We start from the raw sequence: 20,997 nt of genomic DNA, 5'->3' as shown, positions 1-20,997 counted from the left end.
ATGCGTTTTCCGTTAGGAAAATCGCTGTAGCAACTAATAACTATTTCAACTTGCTTACACAAGTTTCAGCTAAAAGATGTTCTAAAACGCAAATTCGTTTCGGTATCCAGTTTTCAAGGATCAAGTTCTTGCATATAATCTTGTAAAGAAGTATTGGTGGAGCCAAGCGGGATCGAACCGCTGACCTCCTGCTTGCAAGGCAGGCGCTCTCCCAGCTGAGCTATGGCCCCATAGAGGTATTCAATTCTAAAATGTTATATGGTGGGCCTTGGTGGACTCGAACCACCGACCTCACCCTTATCAGAGGTGCGCTCTAACCAACTGAGCTAAAAGCCCATATAACAGATAACATTGTGAATCAACCAATAAATTGATTGTTCGCTTGGCGGCGTCCTACTCTCCCAGGACCCTTCGGTCCAAGTACCATCGGCGCTGGAGGGCTTAACGGTCGTGTTCGGGATGGGTACGTGTGGAACCCCTCCGCTATCGCCACCAAACGCATACGAAAGAGACTTGCTCTTTCAAAACTGAACACGAGTGAGTGTCCGAACCCGAAGGTTCGTTGTGGAAGCTTACGCTTCCGATTTGAATGTCACCGTTGCAGGTGACGATTCTCCATAGAAAGGAGGTGATCCAGCCGCACCTTCCGATACGGCTACCTTGTTACGACTTCACCCCAATCATCTACCCCACCTTCGGCGGCTGGCTCCCTTGCGGGTTACCCCACCGACTTCGGGTGTTGTAAACTCTCGTGGTGTGACGGGCGGTGTGTACAAGACCCGGGAACGTATTCACCGCGGCATGCTGATCCGCGATTACTAGCAATTCCGACTTCATGCAGGCGAGTTGCAGCCTGCAATCCGAACTGAGACCGGCTTTGCTGGGATTGGCTCCACCTCGCGGTTTCGCTTCCCGTTGTACCGGCCATTGTAGTACGTGTGTAGCCCAGGTCATAAGGGGCATGATGATTTGACGTCATCCCCACCTTCCTCCGGTTTGTCACCGGCAGTCACTCTAGAGTGCCCAGCCTTACCTGCTGGCAACTAAAGTCAAGGGTTGCGCTCGTTGCGGGACTTAACCCAACATCTCACGACACGAGCTGACGACAACCATGCACCACCTGTCTCCGATGCTCCGAAGAGGGGCACTATCTCTAATGCTTTCATCGGGATGTCAAGACCTGGTAAGGTTCTTCGCGTTGCTTCGAATTAAACCACATACTCCACTGCTTGTGCGGGTCCCCGTCAATTCCTTTGAGTTTCAGTCTTGCGACCGTACTCCCCAGGCGGAGTGCTTACTGTGTTAACTTCGGCACCAAGGGTATCGAAACCCCTAACACCTAGCACTCATCGTTTACGGCGTGGACTACCAGGGTATCTAATCCTGTTTGCTCCCCACGCTTTCGCGCCTCAGCGTCAGTTACAGCCCAGAAAGTCGCCTTCGCCACTGGTGTTCCTCCACATATCTACGCATTTCACCGCTACACGTGGAATTCCACTTTCCTCTTCTGTACTCAAGTCACCCAGTTTCCAGTGCGACCCCAGGTTGAGCCCAAGGTTTAAACACCAGACTTAAATGACCGCCTGCGCGCGCTTTACGCCCAATAATTCCGGACAACGCTTGCCCCCTACGTATTACCGCGGCTGCTGGCACGTAGTTAGCCGGGGCTTTCTTCTCAGGTACCGTCACTCCGGTAGCAGTTACTCTACCGGACGTTCTTCCCTGGCAACAGAGCTTTACGATCCGAAAACCTTCATCACTCACGCGGCATTGCTCCGTCAGGCTTTCGCCCATTGCGGAAGATTCCCTACTGCTGCCTCCCGTAGGAGTCTGGGCCGTGTCTCAGTCCCAGTGTGGCCGTTCACCCTCTCAGGTCGGCTACGCATCGTCGCCTTGGTGAGCCGTTACCCCACCAACTAGCTAATGCGCCGCAGGCCCATCCCCAAGTGGCAGATTGCTCCGCCTTTCATTCTCTCTTCAGGAGAGGAAAGAAATTATCCGGTATTAGCTACCGTTTCCGGTAGTTATCCCAGTCTTGAGGGCAGGTTGCCTACGTGTTACTCACCCGTCCGCCGCTAAGCATGAATGGAAGCAAGCTTCCATTCAAACTCCGCTCGACTTGCATGTATTAGGCATGCCGCCAGCGTTCGTCCTGAGCCAGGATCAAACTCTCCAAATTGTATTTAGAAAGAGCGATTGCTCATTTTGAAACATCTGACGAGAATTTTCATTCTCTTTTTTGGAAGTCACTTTCGTGATTTCCCACTCACTCGTTGTTCAGTTTTCAAAGATCAATGTCTCATCTTTTGTCACTGTCATTTGTTTCAGCAGCGACCTTTATAATATATCACAGCACCTTTGTTTCAGTCAAGCTTTTTTTTAATTTCTTTTTTCGCTTTAGCTTTCAGCAAGTTATCCGAGAACATCTTGCTCAAAGGGCCGAGACTTAATGTATCATAAATCTACAACCCTCGTCAACCATTAAAACAAAGTTAATTTTAAACCCAGCAGCATTAGTACCCCGGGCAGCCCAAGAATCGTTACTGCGCCTATGGTTGTGGGATTCAGCGGGATGTGTACATCCGTTAGAATACCGGAGAAGTTAACGATATAAATTCCGATTGCAGCCAGAATAAGATGAGTTCCGAATACACTAATCCATGCCCACCCCAGTTTTTTTCTGAATACAATTAGAATTAACAGGAGTCCTGACAGAATCAGCACACCCAATGCAACAGTTCTTAGCATTGCGATCCCCCTCAATAATTATTCCGGTTACATCGGCAGCCGGCTCCGGTTCAGCCCCAGTCTCTTGGCATGCTTAAGATGGATCTGGTATTTACGCTCGGCCGCCTCGAGTATATAGATGGCATAATCAATCTGGTCCTGCCCCATCGCCTCATCAAACATCAGATATGCCCGTTCCCACTCCGACTGCGCTTTGCGGACCTCATGGTACACTGTACCCCACTCTTCTTCCGTATGGGCATTATTCGCTCCTTCTGCATCTCTGCCCAGCCATTTCGTGTTCCACCATCCCATTGCAATCCCCTCCTATGAATGACTACTGGCGCAGCCGGTGCCGCACACCCGTTAATCTCATACATATCGGAATAGGGACAAACTTAGAACCATGAGTCAGTGCTCGTCTGCTCTTTTGTTGAATGCTGGCTGCCCCTGGAGTCTATATCTAATAAAAAAAGAGGCCCCAAGGGCCTCTTCAAGTACAATTCATTGTCAGAACACTCAGAACAGCTCACGACGGCCTTCCAGCGCCTTCGACAGGGTTACCTCATCCGCATACTCAAGATCGCCGCCTACAGGCAAGCCATGGGCGATTCTCGTGATCTTGATCTCGAACGGACGGACTAGACGGGAGATATACATGGCCGTGGCCTCGCCCTCAATGTTGGGATTGGTCGCCATAATCAGCTCCTTGACCCGCTCATCACTGAGTCTGGTCAGCAGCTCCTTCAGCCGTATATCATCAGGTCCGATGCCCTCCATCGGGGAGATGGCCCCCTGCAGCACATGATAGTAGCCGTCAAACTCTTTGGTTCTCTCTATGGCTACCAGATCCTTGGAGTCCTGAACCACACAGATGATCGAAGCATCGCGGGTTTTGTCCTGACAGATCCGGCACGGGTCAGTATCGGTAATATTACAGCAGACCGAGCAATAATGAAGATTCCGTTTAACACTGACCAGGGCTTTGGCGAAATCAATCACCTCATCCTCCTTCATGTTAAGCACATGAAAGGCCAGCCGGGCTGCTGTCTTCGGACCAATCCCTGGTAAACGTGTAAAAGCTTCTATCAGCTTGGCTAGCGGTTCTGGATAATACAAAGTAATGGTTCTCCTTTGGTCGGGAGTGGAGTAAGCCTAGAATAAGCCAGGGATCTTCATTCCGCCGGTGAATTTACCCATATCGTTGTTAGCCAACTCTTCAGCCTGGGTAAGAGCATCATTAACAGCAGTGATCACCAGATCCTGCAGCATTTCGATATCTTCCGGATCAACAACCTCCGGTTTAATCTGAATGGAGAGCAATTTTTTGTGGCCGTTCACCTGAACGGTAACCACGCCGCCGCCGGATGAGCCTTCAATGGTCTTACCGCCTAGTTCTTCCTGGGCTTTGAGCATCTGCTCCTGCATTTTTTTAACCTGCTTCATCATTTGGTTCATATTATTCATACATCGTCTCTCCTTTGGGATGCGCGTTATCTGCGCTAGTATGCTTGAGGCTCTATTCCTTTATGACAACAAGGTCTTCTCCAAAGAGCTGGATCGCCTCGTCAATCCATGGTTCGGGTTTAGCTTCTATAGTCTCGTGCTCATGCTCCAGATGCAGTTCTTCTGTGCTGGCCTTGGAAGCTGACTTGGTCGCAGCCTCATTCCAGTCACGCAGCATCATCGTCACCAGCCGGTATGGCTTACCCAGCTTAGCAGACATCACGTTCTCGATGACCTGCCGGTTGGCCGGCTTCTCAGTCGTATCCCGGTGAATTGTATTCTTGAAGGCGACCAGCACTGCATCTTCCATGACTGCAACCGGTTCTCCATCTACAAACCACGCATGCACAGTTACTTTCTCTTCCTTCACGCCCTGCAGAACCTGGCTCCACTGCTTATACACATTGCCAAAGTCAGCGCTGTCTTTACCCGCAATGAACTTATCGAGCTGCGGCGGAAGCTTGCCTGCAGATGATACTCTTGGAGCGCTTGGCGGGGCGGCCGCTCTCTGCGGCGCAGCCTGCTCTCGCCCGCCGGCCACACCTCCGGATTGGATTGCCTGCTCAAGCTTCTTCTCCAGCGCAGCAATCTGCCGTTTGAGTGCATCCAGTTCCCCCGAATCCGCCGGGGAAGAACTTCTTCCCGCTTCCGGTGCTACAGCACTCAAAGACGGAGCGCCCGCTGAAGGAGCCGCATCCTGCTGGGTACTGCACAGCTTCATCAGCGCTACTTCAAATAAAGTCTGCGGGTGAGTGGCATATTTCATCTCACCCAGATAGCGGCTCAGCGTCTCCACAATCAGGAACAGCCGGTCACGGGTAAAGGCTGCTGCCATATCACGGAATTCCGCCGGATTCAGTACACGGTCGGTTAACTGGTCTGCCCCCGGTACCATCTTGATCATAAGTAAATCACGGAAATAATACAAAAGATTCTCCAGACATTTGTCGGCACTCTTGCCCTCGTGCATCAACTGCTCGACAAGCTCCAGCAGCAGCCCCATATCACTCTCCAAAATGGCTGTAGCCAGACGGGCGAACTGTTCGGATGGAATTCCTCCAGTCATGCCCAGCACCTGCTGATACGTCACATTCCCGTCTGTGAAAGACGAGATCTGATCAAGTATGCTCAGCGCATCCCGCATCCCTCCGTCGGACAGACGGGCGATGTACTGCAGTGCGTCCGCATCTGCCGTAATGCCTTCCTTCTGGCATATCTCTCTCAGCCGTCCGGTCTGCTCCTCCAGGGAAACCCGGCGGAAGTCAAACCGCTGGCAGCGTGAGATGATCGTAGCCGGCAGTTTATGCGGCTCTGTCGTAGCCAGAATAAACATGACATGCGGCGGCGGTTCTTCCAGCGTCTTAAGCAGGGCATTGAATGCTTCTGTTGTCAGCATATGCACTTCATCAATAATATACACTTTACGGCGTACTTCGGTAGGTGCATATTTCACCTTATCCCGCAGATCGCGAATCTCTTCAACACCCCGGTTGGAGGCCGCGTCAATCTCCTGGACATCCATTACGTTGCCCGCTGTGATCCGCAGACAAGACGGACATTCATTGCACGGCTCCGGACCCGGACCCCGCTCGCAATTGACCGCTTTGGCCAGTACCTTGGCCGCACTCGTCTTACCGGTCCCCCGCGGGCCGCTGAACAGATACGCATGCGAAACCCGCTGTTCACGGATCGCATTCTGCAGCGTCTGGATAATATGCTGCTGCCCTACCATATCCTGAAACGACTGCGGCCGCCAAGCACGGTACAGCGCGATATGTTCCACTATGCATTACCCTCTCTCAGGCTGCCGCTTTCCGGCATTTGTCGCTAATTTATTATACTATATTCCCCAGTCTTTGACCAAGCAGAAGCGCTTTCGCCGTCCTCTAACGAGGCCTATGCTTCCGATGCAGCGATACCTCATATCACTTTCAGGCATCCGTATCAGCGGGAGTATTAGGATAAAGTAGGATGAAGCATATACTTTCTTATCTTTCAAAAACAAAAAGCATCTTCGCTTGTGGCAAAGACGCTATCATAATAGTATTTAAACCGTGCACCCGTTATTGATGACTGCGATCCAAGCGGCAACCCTACAAAACTGCTCGGGCTAGGCCACCCTCCGGCACAAGAGTAAACTCACTTATGGCTGCTTCCTTCCGGACCTGACCAGGTTCACAAGCACTCATTGCGGAGGACCCAACCGTCAACACAGCCCATAGGAACCAAGGCCTCACATCGACAGCACCTCTAACAGGAATTCAACCTCGCTACAGCGGATTGCGAGTTACAGGGCACCGCTACCTCCCCGTCTAGCACGGCGAAGATAAGTATAGCCTACGGCCGGACAAAAATCAACTAACAATAAAATGGAAGAACAATTAAATGCCGTATTTCTTCTTGAACTTATCAACTCGGCCGCCGGCATCCAGGAACTTCTGCTTGCCGGTGAAGAACGGATGGCAGCTGGAGCAAATTTCGACGCGCAGCTCTTCCTTGGCAGAGCCAGCTTCAAAGGAGTTGCCGCAGGCGCAGGTCACCTTAGTTACATTGTACTTGGGTTGAATTGCTGTTTGCATTTGAATATTCACCTCTCACGCCCTAAGCCTCATGCGGGCTTAGAGTTATATGATTACGCAAGCTACATTTTAGCATGGAAGCTGAGGGGGCTGCAATAGGTTTGGCAAGACTCAACTCAGCGGTTACTGGTGCACTCTGCGCTGCTTGGCACGGGCTAGTTCTGCAGGCGGAACATGAGTGAAGGAACCGATCACAACATCCGGAAGCTCCTCGCGGAAGATCTCCAGCATCGTCTTCATTCCGAGAATCTCACCTTGAGCGGGAGGAATCAGCTCCAGATAGCTCTCCGGGTCAATATTAAGATTCCGCATCTGAATCAGCTTGATATCTGTACGTCTGACGAACTCAACCATCGCCTCAATCTCTTCCTCGCGGTCCGTGACACCGGGGAAGATCAAATAGTTAATGGAAGTATATACACCCTGTGAAGCTGCATATTTCAGGGACTTCTCTACATTAGCCAAAGTATAGCCGCGCGGCTTGTAGTATGCATTATAGTGATCATCCAGCGCACTGATTGTACTGACCCGCATAAGGTCAAGACCAGCATCCACAATGCCGCGGATATGATCGCTTAATCCTGCGTTCGTATTGATATTGATATAACCCATATCTGTAATAGAGCGTACTTCACGGATGGACTCAATGATTATCTTCGCCTGGGTAGAAGGTTCGCCTTCACAGCCCTGTCCAAAGCTTACAATCGACTCCGGCGTCTTCAGGTGCTCCAGCATGACTTGTGAAACTTCGCTCACTGTAGGACGGAAGTTCATCCGCGTCTGCGGCGACACAAACCCGCTGTCATCGGGCTGTTCCGAGATACAGCCGAAGCAGCCGGCATTGCACGAGTAGGAGACCGGAACAGCACCTTCCCAGCGGCCCAAGAAGGTATTGGACGAGGTCAGGCATTCGTATTCCAGTGCGCAGTTGGACAGATGATTATAGAGACGGTTCTCCGGGTACTTGGCGGTCAAATCACTGACGCCAATCTCTACATCCCCGCGGTCACAATTCAAAGGATTCCACTGCTCCGTATCATCTGTAGGATCCGCCGCTACGTAGAATCCGCCATCCTTCCATACTACAGCGGAATAACCGAAGAGCGGAAGCTTATACGTCTTGTCTGTCTTGACATAGCCGGGAAGGCACAGACGGGTAAAGCCCTGCGGCAACAGCGCTCCAACAGCCTGTGAGCCTAAAGGCAACGGCAGCATTTCACCTGTCCCGGGATCCATCCCGATTGCCCGCGTATTAGGCAGCCCCACCAGAGTAGCGCCTTCAGGCAGCGGGATCAATTCTTCCTCCAGTATCTCAACAATCATATCCCCGCTGCGGGCCAGCCCGTACAGCTCGGGATGATCATATACGTTTCCTTGCCCGTCGGCATATACCAAATACATGTTAGTCTCCTCTTGTTATCAATTCTCAGGTTGTAGGTACAGAAGGTGTCTTGGGCCGCGTGGTTCGGCGGGCCGATGAGCCGCTGTTCGATGTTCCGCCTTTGCTGGCGGTACTGTTTGCTGACGAAGAATCCTTGTTGCCCGCCACATCAAAAGAGGCCAGGAACTCAGCATTCGTCTTAGTGTCACGCAGTTTCTTCAGGAATCCTTCTACGAAGTCGTAGGATTCATTCATATTTTTACGGATTGACCAGATGGTATCCAGCTCTTCCTTGCTAAGCAATACTTCCTCGCGGCGTGTACCCGAACGGCGGATATCGATGGCCGGGAAGATACGGCGTTCTGCCAGCTTGCGGTCCAGGTGAAGCTCCATGTTCCCTGTGCCTTTGAATTCTTCGTAAATAATATCGTCCATGCGTGATCCGGTATCAATCAGCGCTGTTGCAAGTATGGTCAGGCTTCCGCCTTCTTCTACGTTCCGCGCGGAACCGAAGAAACGCTTAGGACGATGGAAGGCCGCAGGATCAATCCCTCCGCTCAGTGTCCGGCCGGATGGCGGAACTACGAGATTGTAAGCACGGGCCAGCCGGGTAATGCTGTCCAGCAGAATAACGACATCTTTCTTGTGCTCGACCAGACGCAGTGCCCGTTGAAGCACAAGCTCAGCCACTTTGATATGGTTCTCCGGAAGCTCGTCGAACGTTGAAGCTACTACCTCGCCCTTAACAGAACGCTGCATATCCGTTACTTCCTCGGGACGTTCATCAATCAGCAGTACAAACAATGCGATCTCAGGATTGTTAGTGGAGATACTGTTGGCAATTTCTTTTAGGAGGAGCGTCTTTCCTGCTTTGGGAGGTGCTACAATCAAACCGCGCTGTCCTAAACCTACAGGAGCAAGCAAATCCATTATACGGGTAGATAAATGGGCAGAGGAAGTTTCAAGCGGCAGCTTGTCTTGCGGATAAAGAGGTGTAAGAGCCGGGAAATGTAATCGTTCAGCTGCACTGGCCGGATTCTCACCATTGACGGCATTGACTTGAAGCAATCCGAAATAACGTTCATTCTCTTTGGGTGTACGGCATTTCCCGGATACAAGGTCGCCGCTTCTAAGATCAAACTTGCGGATCTGCGAAGCCGAGATATAAATATCCTCCGCACTCGGCAAGTAGTTAATCGGTCTAAGGAAACCGTAGCCTTCCGGCAGGATCTCAAGCACGCCTTCCATAAACATAAGACCGCTCTGCTCAGCCTGCGCCCGGAGAATCGCGAAGATCAGCTCCCGCTTCTTGAGCGTTCCGTAATAAGGGATCTGGTATTTCTTAGCCAGCTTATACAGATCGGTCAGCTTCATTTCTTCCAGATCGGAAATTTGAAGATCCATGTGTGATAACCACCTATTCAATTTTTATAATGAGTTCTTCCGGCGTTCTTTGCCGGGCAAAATATGAGTCTATGAAAATGCTTATTAGGATAGGATTACCCGAATTGGAAGGAGATATGCAGTTTAAAGGCAAATTATGCTCCTTCCAATCGTTCCGGGTACATACTTATTCGTTCTCGCGCCAGACTTCGGCACCTAAATTGCGCAGGTTGCTTACGAGGTTATCATAACCGCGGTCTATATACTCCACGCCTGTCACTTCGGTAATCCCTTCCTCAACGGTGAGTCCGGCAATGACCAGAGCCGCACCTGCCCGTAAATCGGCAGCCTTCACCTTCGCGGCATTGAGCTTGCCGCCCTCAATAATTGCAGAACGCCCTTCGACGCGAATCTTGGCGCCCATACGGACTAATTCAGGGACATGCTTGAACCGGTTGCTGTATACGAAATCGCTCAAGACGCTAACGCCTTCCGCTTGAGTTAGCATACTTGTCATCGGAGATTGCAAATCGGTGGCGAAGCCGGGGTATATCAATGCTTTGACATCAGCATGCTGGTACTTGGCTCTGCCGATGACCCGGATACTCTCATCCAGCTCTTCTATATCTACTCCCATTTCCAGCAGCTTGGCAGTCAGCGCCTCCAGATGCTTGGGAATCACGTTATCTATCAGCACATTGCCACGCGTTGCCGCAGCGGCAATCATATATGTTCCCGCTTGAATTCGGTCAGGAATGATGGAATGGCGGCAACCATGCATTTCAGTTACGCCTTCAATTCGGATCGTTTCTGTACCGGCGCCTTTAATAACAGCGCCCATAGAGTTTAATAGGGTAGCTACATCTATAATCTCAGGCTCTTTAGCCGCATTTTCAATAATTGTAGAGCCTTTGGCACGTGAGGCCGCCAGCATAATATTTATTGTGGCTCCAACGCTGGATACATCCAGATAAATCTTGGCACCACGCAGTTCTTTGGCATACAAGTGAATAGAGCCATGATCGTTGGTTACAGTCGCACCAAGCGCCTCAAAGCCTTTGATATGCTGGTCAATCGGACGCGGCTCAAAATTACAGCCGCCGGGAAGACCAATCGTCGCCTCTTTGAATCTGCCGAGAAGCGCACCCATCATATAATAAGAAGCCCGGAGTTTCTTGACCGGTCCGTTAGGCATGGGAATGGATACGATACGGGAGGGATTAATTCTCATCTGGCTGCCGGTCCACGATACACTCGCGCCAAGCTCCTCCAGAATTTCGGAGTAAACGGCCACATCACTAAGAGCAGGCAGGTTATCCAGCACAACTTCAGATTCCGCCAAAATCGCCGCTGGAATAAGCGCAATTGCGCTGTTCTTTGCTCCGCTGATGGTTACAACGCCCTCTAGCGGACGTCCGCCGCCAATCATTAATTTTTCCATAAATTTATCTGGTTCCCCCTACGTGTATTGCGGCTTGTTCTGGCAATACCAGCTGTGGCTTGTGGTGACATGGTGATTAGAAGAAGAAACGGCTGCGCCGCCCTAACTTAAGGACGGCACCCGTTTCTGAGGAAATCTGAAATGACTTTACCGGAAGGACACCGGCTATGCGGTGCACTCTTCTGATAAAGATATGCAGGCGGGACAGCAGGAAATAACCTGTCCCGTTACGCGGCAGAGTTAAAATTACGCTTTGTTGCTGGATCCGAATTCACGGATTTTGCCAATAACGGTTTGTTTGATGGCTTCGCGGCCTGGTGCGATGAATGTACGCGGATCGTAAGCATCCGGTTTAGCAGCCAGAACTTCGCGGACTACTTTGGCAAACGCGATTTGGTTCTCAGTGTTTACGTTGATCTTGGAAGTACCCAGGGAGATGGACTTCTGAATGTCATGTACAGGAATACCAGTACCGCCGTGAAGTACGAGCGGAAGGTTAACTGCATCACGAATTTCTTCCATTTCCTTGAATCCAAGGTTCGGTTCGCCCAGGTAAGGACCATGTACGGAACCCAGTGCCGGAGCCAAAGTGTCGATGCCGGTTTCTTTAACGATGCGTACGCATTCGTTAAGGTCAGCGTATTGGATGCCGCCGATAACGTCATCTTCCTGTCCGCCTACAGTACCAACTTCAGCTTCTACAGAAACACCTTTAGCATGAGCATATTCAACGACCTTCTTGGTCATTTCAATGTTCTCGTCGATTGGGTGGTGGGAGCCGTCGATCATTACGGAAGTAAATCCGGCATCGATTGCATCCTTACATTTGTCAAAGCTTGAACCGTGGTCCAAGTGGATTGCTACAGGAACGGTAATTTTCATGTCATGAATAAGACCTTCAACCATCTTAACAACAGTGTAGAAGCCGCCCATGTGACGAGCTGCACCTTCGGATACGCCAAGGATTACTGGTGATTTCTCTTCTTCTGCTGCACCAAGAATCGCTTGAGTCCACTCCAGGTTATTGATGTTGAACTGGCCAACTGCATATTTTCCTTCAAGTGCTTTGGTTAACATGTCTGTCATAGATACTAATGGCATGGTTTCAATCCTCCTAAAATGTTTGAGTTGCTTATATAAGCCGACATCACATACAGGCCTATTATAGCACATCCTGTGTCAAATACTAAATAGGATACACAAAAAAATGTCCCGGTGGGACGATATTCAGCCAGCCCATATTCCTGCGGGACTTTCCCTCTTTAGCGTATCCATAACAGGACTTACCCAAACTGTTCATTTCTAAGCTAGCTGCATTGATCAACCGACTTATTGTGCAGATGCATATTAACGGCAACCCGCATCTCATCGATATCAAACGGCTTGGTGAAATGCATCAGGGCTCCCAGCTTGGTCGCTTCTTTGATCATGTCCAGTTCCCCGTAAGCCGTCATCATAATCACTTTAATCGCCGGGTTCAGCTCCTTCAAATGCTTGAGGATCTCCAGTCCGTCCATCCCCGGGATTTTCATATCGAGCAGAACCATATCCGGCGATTCGTTCTTGACGATCTCGAGTGCCAATTTTCCGTTAGCTGCCTGAAAGGTGGCATAACCTTCACTATTAAACACTTCCATGAGGAGAATCCGGATTCCATTCTGATCATCGACAATTAATACTTTCTTTTTTTCCATACGATACCCTCCCAGAATTTAAGGCAGATTGTCTATACCGCGCCCTCTCACAGCTAACGGCCCCGCTTCAACTTAGTCTATACGAAACCTATTATTCGTGCTTTGTAGCCAAAATCCTGCTAATTGGTTAAAATGCGTAAATCTATGCCATATAAAGGTGTATTTCCAGTTAAAAAGCGGTAGTACAGTCCCCTTGTAATTTGGGAGATATCATAAATGAGACCTATAACAAGAGAAAATAGAAGAATAAAGTTTAGTGTAAAATGTATATTTCCTTCATCTCCAAAAAAGAAAGCCCCCGTAAGGAGGCTCCCGCAGGACCGGAAGGCCCTGAAGATAATTATTACAGCTGTTCGGAATGGGTAAGCGATGCTTTGACAAATTCACGGAACAGCGGCTGCGGACGGTTCGGACGTGAAGTGAATTCCGGATGGAATTGCACGGACAGGAACCAAGGGTGACCCGGCAGCTCAACAATCTCAACCAGACGGCCGTCAGGGGAGGTTCCGGAGAAGACCAGACCTGCCTTCTCCATCTCATCGCGGTAAGCGTTATTGAACTCATACCGGTGACGGTGGCGTTCATAGACCAGTTCATCATCATAGCAGGACATCGCCAATGAACCAGGGGAAAGCTTGCAAGGATACAGTCCGAGGCGCATGGTGCCGCCCATATCCTCAATATCCTTCTGTTCAGGCAAGAGGTCAATCAGCGGATACGCGGTAGCCGGATCGATCTCGGAGCTGTTCGCACCGGTCATTCCGAGCACGGAACGGCCGTACTCAATCACAGACACCTGCATACCCAGGCAAATCCCGAAGAACGGAATGGACTGCTCACGCGCATAGCGGATAGCCGAAATTTTGCCTTCGATCCCGCGGTCGCCGAAGCCGCCCGGAACCAGAATGCCGCCGATGCCGCCCAGCAGCTCGTCCACATTCTCATCCGTAACCAGCTCTGCATCCACCCACCGGAGTTTCACTTCGGCATTGGAGGCAAACCCGGCATGCGACAGTGACTCTACAACGCTTAAATAAGCATCATGAAGCGCTACATATTTACCGACAATAGCGATCTCAACGGTACGTTCCAGCTTCTGAATCCGTTCCAGCATGCTCTCCCATTCACGCATATCCGGCGCAGGAGTAGTCAGCTTCAGGTGGTTGACTACAATCTCGTCCAAGCCTTCGTCGCGCAGGTTAAGCGGAACTTCATACAGTGTTGAAGCGTCGCGGCATTCCACAACGGCATTCTTATCAATATCGCAGAACAAAGCAAGCTTGGCCTTCATATCATCGGTCAAAGGATACTCCGTACGGCACACGATCACATTCGGCTGAATTCCGATGCTGCGCAGCTCTTTTACACTGTGCTGTGTCGGCTTCGTCTTCACTTCGCCTGCAGCCTTGATGTAAGGAATCAGCGTAACATGAATGTACATGACATTCTCACGGCCGATGTCACTCTTGATCTGACGGATCGCTTCCATGAACGGCAAGCTCTCGATGTCCCCTACAGTACCGCCAATCTCCGTAATGACCACATCCGAACCGGTCTCACGGCCAGCGCGGAATACCCGTTCCTTGATTTCATTCGTAATATGCGGGATAACCTGAACGGTGCCGCCCAAATATTCCCCGCGGCGCTCTTTGCTGATAACGGAGGAATAAATTTTACCTGTGGTTACGTTGCTGTTCTTCGACAAATTGATATCAATAAACCGTTCATAATGCCCAAGGTCCAGGTCAGTCTCCGCACCATCATCGGTTACAAACACTTCCCCGTGCTGATAAGGACTCATAGTTCCAGGGTCTACGTTGATGTAAGGATCGAATTTCTGGATCGTTACTTTCAGACCTCTGTTCTTGAGCAGCCTGCCCAGCGAAGCGGCGGTGATGCCTTTGCCAAGGGACGACACAACGCCACCCGTTACAAAAATATACTTTGTCACTGTAAAACCCTCCTAAATAAAGTCCAGAAATTCAGGGGACGCTTGTTGTTTATCGTAACCCTTTTTTCCATCATCAAACCGGGGAACCCAAAAGTTGCTTCAGAACCGCCAAAACTTAAGACCAGAGTCCCCAGAATTACGGAAAACCGCAGTTTTTTGGCATTCAAGTAGAAACGGCTTTGCCGTCCTTTAAAGGACGGCACCGTTTCAGCGAGAAAGATAAGGAACATTGATTGCGCGAAGCATATTAATTCTTATCTTTTAAAAAAACAAAAAAGTGACACCCGTAGACCCGGGGCACTTTTTATTTTAGAAAACATATTAACTTTCATTATAAGCCCATGCAATAGTTTACTCTGACGGTCCTGCCCCTGTCAAGGGACGAATTACACCGCCGGAAAGACTATTCTAAAATTTCTCGTCCTCTTCCTCATCATCGGCTTCGTCTTCTTCGCCGTCTTCGGAATCTTCCTCATCCGCTTCGTCTTCGTCAATGTCATCTTCATCAATGACAACATCTTCGTCAACTTCCTCTTCGCTGTCGTCGTCAGAATAGAGGTCGTCGCGATCTTCATCAATCGCATCGAAATCCTCTTCCTCCGCAGCGTAATTCTCTTCTTCTTCGGCAAAGTCGTCATCTTCCAAATCGTCGTCCTCATCGTTGATGATACGTACGCGTTTGGTGTTGCCGACAGGATCATCGGAGCGTTCCAGCGGGTACCAGCGTTTCAGGCCCCAAAGGTTGGTTCCGACACAGGCAAAACGCCCGTCAATGTTAATCTCGGTATATAACTGTGCAATAGTATCTTGGCTCTCTTGATCGGTCATCCCGCGCAGCTTGGCTACCTCGACCATCAGATCACGGTAGTAGTAAGGCGTATTGGCTGCCTTAAGCACCAGGAAAGCCAGGTCGACCATCGGTATTTCTTTAACTTTCTCAGGGTCCAGCTTTAAATTGAGTGGCGTACTCACTAAAGGACACTTCCTCTCACGCATTGTTCACATTACAAATCATGCTTAATTCATGATATCCATTAACAAACCTAAGTAAAACCTATTTGCGTGCAAATTGCAAGTCTAATACACCCGCTTCTGCGGGAAAACGCAGGAGGGCTGATTATCCGTAACCTCTATGTAACCCAAATGATTCCCCTAAATTCAAAAAGGCGGAGGGAAACCCTCCGCACATGACTGTATCCACGCCAAGGATCGGCTCCTTACGGGATGTTGCAAAGGGGCCTTGCGGTTCCCTTCTGTTCATTTTATGTAATCCTCCGCCTTTTGACACGATGGGCAGCCCATTTCGCTAAAAAAGGGCAAGTTCCCATTCGGACGTCTGCCTCTTTTCATACTATATGGCAGCACGGCACCGAGGAGGGGACGGCGTAACTTATGGATTATTACGGATTTTGGCAGATGCTGCTTGAAGAGATTAAGGCTGCCCCCACAAATGCCCAGCGGCGTATTGTGACCTTCAACGATCCCCGCATGTATGCCGGAGCGCTATCCCAGTGGAAATCACTTAAGACCAAAACGCCGGGGCTGCGGCAGGTTCAGGTATCTACGCTGATCCGGGCCTTCTTCGTGCCCGCCGCCGGAGCAGGAAAGCTGATGGACCGTTATGCTGATTCCCTATGTATAGAAGAAGATCACCGGATTCAGGTTCACTCCGTGGCACCGGATAAAAGCGGTTCTGCCATGATGCCCTGGGGGGTCAAGTCGATTCACGCCCCGCAGGCCTGGTCCAAATCTACGGGAGTTCATGTGAAGATCGGCGTCATCGATACGGGCGTGGACTTCCGCCATCCCGATCTGAAGCATTCCCTCGCTTCCGGGGTCAATCTGCTGAACCGCGGTATGATGCCGCTCGATGACAATGGCCACGGCACACATATTGCCGGCACCCTGGCTGCAGCCGGAGGGACGCGCGGCATGATGGGCGTAGCCCCCAGGGCGCTGATCTATCCGGTCAAGGCTTTTGACCACAGCGGCTCTGCCTATGTGTCTGATATTGTCCTGGGCATCGATTGGTGCGTGCAGAACAAGATCGATATCATTAATATGAGCTTCGGGATGAAAAACAGAAGCAAGGCCCTGCATGATGTGGTGATCAAGGCCTACCGGGCCGGGATCGCCATCATCGCCTCCAGCGGCAACGACGGCAAGCGCGGCGGGGATTACCCCGCGCGCTATCCGGAGACTATTGCCGTAGGCGCCCTTGACAGAAGGCAGCGCGTCGCCGCCTTCAGCAACCGCGGACCGTATATCGACGTATACGGTCCGGGCGAGGGCATCCCCTCCTGCTGGCTGCGGGAGGGGTATAAAGAAATGAGCGGCACCTCTATGGCGACATCGCATGTCACCGGTGCCGCGGCCCTTCTGCTCGCGCTGCGGCCGGGGCTGTCGCCCCGCGAGCTGAAGCTGCTCCTGCGCCGCACAGCCTCGCCGGTGCGGCTGCGCAAGGGCCAGCGCCGCGCCTCCCTGGGCGGCGGCGCGGCCGATGCGCTGCGCCTGCTGCGCGCAGGCGCCCGGGCACGGCGCAGCAGCGGCAGCAGCAGCACCGCCAAAGCCGCAGCAGCGGCGAAGGCTTAGCATGCGGCGGTGATGCCGCCTCAGCCAGCAAGCCCATGCTAAAAAGCGCCGCCCCTGTTACCGGGGGCGGCGCTTTGCATCATGCTATGGTTACATCCGGTCCGGTGCGGTAACGCCAACCAGACGCAGGACGTTGGCAATCGTCGTCCGCGCCGCGCCCAGCAGGGCAAGACGGGCTACAGTCTGAGCGGCGTCCTCGGTGATTACGCGCTCTGCCTTGTAGTAGCTGTGGAACAGCGAAGCCAGATCATACACGTAACGGACCAGGCGGTGCGGTGCATAACCTTCGGCAGCAATCGTAATTTCCGCCGGCAGCTCACCGATTTTGCGGAGCAGGTCGTATTCATGAACAGCGGTCAGCTTGCTGTAGTCAATGTCGCCAGTATCCGGCAGCACAATGCCCTGCTCTTCTGCCTGGCGGAAAATGCTGCAAATGCGCGCATGTGCATACTGGACATAAAATACGGGGTTCTCATTAGATGTCGAAATCGCCAGATCCATGTCAAAGTCCAGATGAGAATCCATACTGCGCATCGTGAAGAAGTAACGGATGGCGTCAAGGCCAACTTCTTCCATCAGGTCTTCCATCGTTACGGCCTTGCCGGTACGCTTGGACATTTTGACCTTCTCGCCATTCTGGAACAGGCTGACCATTTGGGCAATCAGCACGACCAGCTTCTCGGGATCATTGCCCAGCGCCGACATGGCGGCCTTCATCCGCGGAATGTAGCCGTGGTGATCAGCTCCCCAGATGTTAATCATTTTGTCGTAGCCGCGGCCGTATTTGTCGCTATGGTAGGCAATATCCGGTGTGAGGTACGTGTATGTACCGTCATTCTTGATCAGCACGCGGTCTTTGTCGTCGCCGTATTTGGTGGTCTGCAGCCAGGTGGCGCCTTCTTCTTCATATACTTCACCGCGTTCCCGGAGCTCGTCAAGCGAACGCAGCACTTCACCGTTCTCGTACAGGGAGGTTTCGCTGAACCAGATATCGAAGTTGACCCGGAAACGGCTGAGGTCGCGTTTGATTTTGTCCAGTTCCTTGGCAAGACCATAGGTGCGGAAGAACGCAGCGCGGTCGCCCGGGGTCATTGCAAGCAGGGAGTCACCCTTCTCAGCAACCAGCTCTTTGGCGAAGCCTTTGATATCTTCCCCGTGATAGCCGTCCTCCGGCATCTCAGCCGGCTGGCCCAGCTCCTGCAGGTAACGGGTCTCGATCGATTTGCACAGATTGGCGACCTGGTTACCGGCGTCGTTAATATAGTACTCGCGCGTTACCTTGTAACCGGCGTAATCCAGCACGTTGCAGAGCGCATCCCCGACAGCTGCTCCGCGGGCATGGCCCAAGTGCAGGCTGCCTGTAGGATTCGCGCTGACGAATTCCACTTCCACCTTCTGCCCTTTACCGATCTCTACGCGGCCATAATCGTCACCCTGCTCGGCAACGAGGGCAATAACAGGATACAGATAGCTTTTGGATAACGTGAAGTTGATAAACCCCGGACCGGCAATTTCCGCCTTCTCAATAGAAGCGCTGCCGGTATCCAGGTGCTCGATAATGGCCTCAGCGATTTGCCGCGGATTGCGTTTGGCAATTTTGGTAAGCTGCATAGCGGCATTCGTAGCCATATCTCCATGCGCCTTGTCTTTGGGTACTTCCAGCACGATAGCCGGAAGCTCTTCCCGGGACACCAGGCCGGCAGCTACGATAGCCTCGGCAATAGCCTCTTTCACCCGTTCATTGGCTAGCTGAAGCGGATTTAAACTTTGTGTCATGATTGTGGTTCCTCCTGTATATTCAAACTTATAGCGAACTGTCCTGATAACTCATCATAAACGTACAAGTCGTACTCCCATGTAACCGCAAGCTTCCTTCCGGCGCGTATGATGTTGAGCTTCCGGGTATCGGTGATGAGATTAAACTGTGTATAAGGCGAGCGGTAGAACCCCGGCAGACGCTGGCCCGGCTCAAAGGATTGCTCCGACTGGACACCGCCATGGCGGATTAGCTTGATTCCACTGTCCGAAATCTTCAGGGTGTTGCGCACAGAAACTTCACCGCCCTGAGGGCCTGGCTGCGTTTCTTCATAGCGGATATACAGGAATTGCCCTTTCATAATGGCTTCCCCTGCGCTTTGCACCACACTCCGCTCACCGCCCTGCACGCTTTCCAGCGTTACGCTAACGGCATATTTGCCTTGCTGTCCTTCAGTCATTGCACGTTCCTCACTTATTCATACTAATATTCATTAAGGTCATATTCGCTTTCCCATTGTACACTATATCCTGATCCGGAAGAGTAGTTCAATGGCTATTTCTCCGGCAAAAATAATTACAGCGGCAGCAGCGCCAAGTGCTCTCTGCTTCTAAGCTGCTCCACCATGGAGGTCCACGACTCCGGCTTATCTTCCAGCACTGCGTAATAACGGGTCAGAAAATCAGCAACGAGCGGCGCCCCGATCTCCTCCAGCTCTTCATTTCCGGGCATAAAGCATAGATCCAGACCGGATACCGCCTCCCCGTCACCCTGCCAGGAAGGATGGACATACGGAAAATCGACCCGCTTATACCCCAGATGCGACAGCACTTCGCGGCGCACAAACGGGTCCATCGGCTTAATCCCCCCGAAGTCATGCTCTACCCGGTAAGGATCATAAATCTCGGCGAACATTCCGAACAGCTCCCTGCCATTGTCAGCCGCCAGCTTCTGCAGATCCTTCAGCCGGTGCTGTGCCAGAAAGCGGCCTACGCCCAGCCCCTCCCGGCCAATTATAGTGAAATCGGTCATCGCCACATTCCAGTCCGCATAGTAACGGTATTCCGTGGTGCCGACAACTGTACCTTCATGCACTGCGGTGAACACACGAATGCCGGGATCCTCCAAGGGTTCCTTCCATAAGCTGTATTCCAGCACTTCCTCGGGTGGAAATACTTCGGACAGCAGCTGATGTACTTGTCTGAACAAAGGATCGGCTACATTTGTAATCCTTCTATATTCCATAGTAAGGGCTCTCCTCCAATACCGGTTGTAGTTACTATTATAGAAACTTTTAGAGAAACTTATAGAAAAGGATTCCGCCATTCCATAAGCGCTGCGTAATTTCCCGATTCCTCATCTTCCAGATAATCCGCTACAACGCCGACCGGTACACGCCCGCAGCGCAGCAGAAAAGTAATGACCGGATCAGACCAGCTACCGGCCACTACTCCGGCCAGATACGCTTCCGCCGGCATCCGGGCGGCCATTAGATGATAGCCCGGCATCCGCCCGGCTCCCAGCAGCCGTTCCAGCTTCTGCTCCACTACAGCATGATACAACGCCTGTACCAGCTCCTTGCCCAGTCCAAGCTTGCGGTATTTGGGGCGGACACACAGATCGGCAATATACAGCGTATTCCCATTTTGCTGATGTGTAGTGAGATACCCGTCATCCGTAACTTCCGACCAGGTATGATGAAGGGCCGGTGTCTCCGGATCATAATGGATTTTGAGTCCCGTTACCGAGCCGGCCAGTTCTCCGTTCACCTCTGCACACAGTGCCCCTTCCGGGAAAAGCGTTACATGATTCAGCAGCTGTTCCCGGTTCCACCACAGCTCTGCAGGATAGGGCGGCGGAAAGGCTTCGGACTGAATCGTGACCAGTTCCGCGAAATCGGCCTCCGTATAGCTGCGGATTACCGCAGGCACCGGGGTTTTACCTTCAAAAGCGTAGAAGCTCTTGTAATACATTCCCTTTCTTCCCC

General features: G+C 51.6%; 18 protein-coding genes, 2 tRNA genes, 2 rRNA genes and 1 other RNA gene. 1 reads left to right on the top strand and 22 read right to left on the bottom strand.

Annotated features, from left to right (window positions below):
• Positions 1-154: 154 nt before the first annotated feature.
• The 18 genes from NSU01_RS00645 to rpoE form a co-directional block, all read right to left on the bottom strand.
• Positions 155-230, bottom strand: a tRNA-Ala gene (locus NSU01_RS00645).
• Positions 231-259: 29 nt separating this feature from the next.
• Positions 260-336, bottom strand: a tRNA-Ile gene (locus NSU01_RS00640).
• 44 nt (positions 337-380) lie between these two features.
• Positions 381-497: ribosomal RNA gene (rrf, locus tag NSU01_RS00635) — 5S ribosomal RNA — on the bottom strand.
• Positions 498-621: 124 nt separating this feature from the next.
• Positions 622-2,179: ribosomal RNA gene (locus tag NSU01_RS00630) — 16S ribosomal RNA — on the bottom strand.
• 302 nt (positions 2,180-2,481) lie between these two features.
• A complete protein-coding gene (locus tag NSU01_RS00625) occupies positions 2,482-2,748 on the bottom strand; it encodes a pro-sigmaK processing inhibitor BofA family protein (RefSeq protein ID WP_076248760.1) in 267 nt (88 codons plus the stop codon).
• Positions 2,749-2,775: 27 nt separating this feature from the next.
• The gene (locus tag NSU01_RS00620) at positions 2,776-3,042 is read right to left on the bottom strand and encodes a DUF2508 family protein (protein ID WP_052421604.1); all 267 of its coding nucleotides are present in this window, start codon (positions 3,040-3,042) and stop codon (positions 2,776-2,778) included.
• Between the two features lie 204 nt (positions 3,043-3,246).
• Positions 3,247-3,846: a recombination mediator RecR gene (gene recR / locus NSU01_RS00615; RefSeq protein ID WP_039309653.1), complete on the bottom strand. Its 600-nt coding sequence runs from the start codon at positions 3,844-3,846 to the stop codon at positions 3,247-3,249.
• Between the two features lie 36 nt (positions 3,847-3,882).
• On the bottom strand, positions 3,883-4,194 hold the full coding sequence (locus NSU01_RS00610) for a YbaB/EbfC family nucleoid-associated protein (protein ID WP_039309650.1): 312 nt from the start codon (positions 4,192-4,194) through the stop codon (positions 3,883-3,885).
• Positions 4,195-4,246: 52 nt separating this feature from the next.
• Positions 4,247-6,016, bottom strand: coding sequence for a DNA polymerase III subunit gamma/tau (dnaX, locus tag NSU01_RS00605; protein WP_042132732.1), 1,770 nt, complete (start codon positions 6,014-6,016; stop codon positions 4,247-4,249).
• Positions 6,017-6,285: 269 nt separating this feature from the next.
• An RNA gene (ffs, locus tag NSU01_RS00600) (signal recognition particle sRNA large type) lies at positions 6,286-6,554 on the bottom strand.
• A 60-nt stretch (positions 6,555-6,614) separates the two neighbouring features.
• A complete protein-coding gene (gene rpmE, locus NSU01_RS00595; RefSeq protein ID WP_039309646.1) occupies positions 6,615-6,812 on the bottom strand; it encodes a 50S ribosomal protein L31 in 198 nt (65 codons plus the stop codon).
• A 123-nt stretch (positions 6,813-6,935) separates the two neighbouring features.
• Complete coding sequence (locus NSU01_RS00590; RefSeq protein WP_042132731.1) at positions 6,936-8,213, bottom strand: radical SAM protein; 1,278 nt, start codon at positions 8,211-8,213, stop codon at positions 6,936-6,938.
• Positions 8,214-8,238: 25 nt separating this feature from the next.
• Positions 8,239-9,597 carry a transcription termination factor Rho gene (rho, locus tag NSU01_RS00585; RefSeq protein WP_042132730.1) on the bottom strand — a complete coding sequence of 453 codons (1,359 nt, stop codon included), beginning with the start codon at positions 9,595-9,597 and terminating at the stop codon, positions 8,239-8,241.
• A gap of 166 nt (positions 9,598-9,763) precedes the next feature.
• Positions 9,764-11,017: a UDP-N-acetylglucosamine 1-carboxyvinyltransferase gene (locus NSU01_RS00580; protein ID WP_039309636.1), complete on the bottom strand. Its 1,254-nt coding sequence runs from the start codon at positions 11,015-11,017 to the stop codon at positions 9,764-9,766.
• A gap of 246 nt (positions 11,018-11,263) precedes the next feature.
• Positions 11,264-12,118 carry a class II fructose-1,6-bisphosphate aldolase gene (gene fba, locus NSU01_RS00575; protein WP_039309634.1) on the bottom strand — a complete coding sequence of 285 codons (855 nt, stop codon included), beginning with the start codon at positions 12,116-12,118 and terminating at the stop codon, positions 11,264-11,266.
• A 206-nt stretch (positions 12,119-12,324) separates the two neighbouring features.
• Positions 12,325-12,711, bottom strand: a complete 387-nt coding sequence (locus NSU01_RS00570) for a response regulator (protein ID WP_042132729.1) — start codon at positions 12,709-12,711, stop codon at positions 12,325-12,327.
• A gap of 343 nt (positions 12,712-13,054) precedes the next feature.
• Positions 13,055-14,662 (bottom strand): CTP synthase, encoded by a 1,608-nt coding sequence (locus tag NSU01_RS00565; protein WP_039309630.1) that lies wholly within the window; start codon positions 14,660-14,662, stop codon positions 13,055-13,057.
• 408 nt (positions 14,663-15,070) lie between these two features.
• Positions 15,071-15,634 (bottom strand): DNA-directed RNA polymerase subunit delta, encoded by a 564-nt coding sequence (gene rpoE, locus NSU01_RS00560; protein WP_039309628.1) that lies wholly within the window; start codon positions 15,632-15,634, stop codon positions 15,071-15,073.
• 420 nt (positions 15,635-16,054) lie between these two features.
• Here rpoE and NSU01_RS00555 point away from each other — a divergent pair, with 420 nt between their 5' ends.
• Positions 16,055-17,254 (top strand): S8 family peptidase, encoded by a 1,200-nt coding sequence (locus NSU01_RS00555; protein WP_042132728.1) that lies wholly within the window; start codon positions 16,055-16,057, stop codon positions 17,252-17,254.
• 90 nt (positions 17,255-17,344) lie between these two features.
• On the opposite strand, the gene argS is transcribed toward NSU01_RS00555, so the two are convergent.
• The 4 genes from argS to NSU01_RS00535 all read right to left on the bottom strand — a co-directional run bounded on the left by argS (position 17,345) and on the right by NSU01_RS00535 (position 20,983).
• The gene (gene argS, locus NSU01_RS00550) at positions 17,345-19,030 is read right to left on the bottom strand and encodes an arginine--tRNA ligase (protein WP_076248762.1); all 1,686 of its coding nucleotides are present in this window, start codon (positions 19,028-19,030) and stop codon (positions 17,345-17,347) included.
• A complete protein-coding gene (locus NSU01_RS00545) occupies positions 19,027-19,470 on the bottom strand; it encodes a DUF1934 domain-containing protein (protein ID WP_042132726.1) in 444 nt (147 codons plus the stop codon). Before NSU01_RS00545 ends, argS begins: the two co-directional genes overlap by 4 nt.
• 116 nt (positions 19,471-19,586) lie before the next feature.
• On the bottom strand, positions 19,587-20,255 hold the full coding sequence (locus tag NSU01_RS00540) for a GNAT family acetyltransferase (RefSeq protein ID WP_076248765.1): 669 nt from the start codon (positions 20,253-20,255) through the stop codon (positions 19,587-19,589).
• A gap of 59 nt (positions 20,256-20,314) precedes the next feature.
• Positions 20,315-20,983 carry a GNAT family N-acetyltransferase gene (locus NSU01_RS00535; RefSeq protein WP_076248767.1) on the bottom strand — a complete coding sequence of 223 codons (669 nt, stop codon included), beginning with the start codon at positions 20,981-20,983 and terminating at the stop codon, positions 20,315-20,317.
• Between the last annotated feature and the right edge of the window lie 14 nt (positions 20,984-20,997).

It is taken from the genome of Paenibacillus sp. FSL H8-0259, from assembly GCF_037963255.1.
Lineage (GTDB): Bacteria > Bacillota > Bacilli > Paenibacillales > Paenibacillaceae > Paenibacillus_AQ > Paenibacillus_AQ phytohabitans.
The sequence above is the reverse complement of the archived record's forward strand: the minus strand, read 5'-3'. Positions and strand labels throughout refer to the sequence as shown.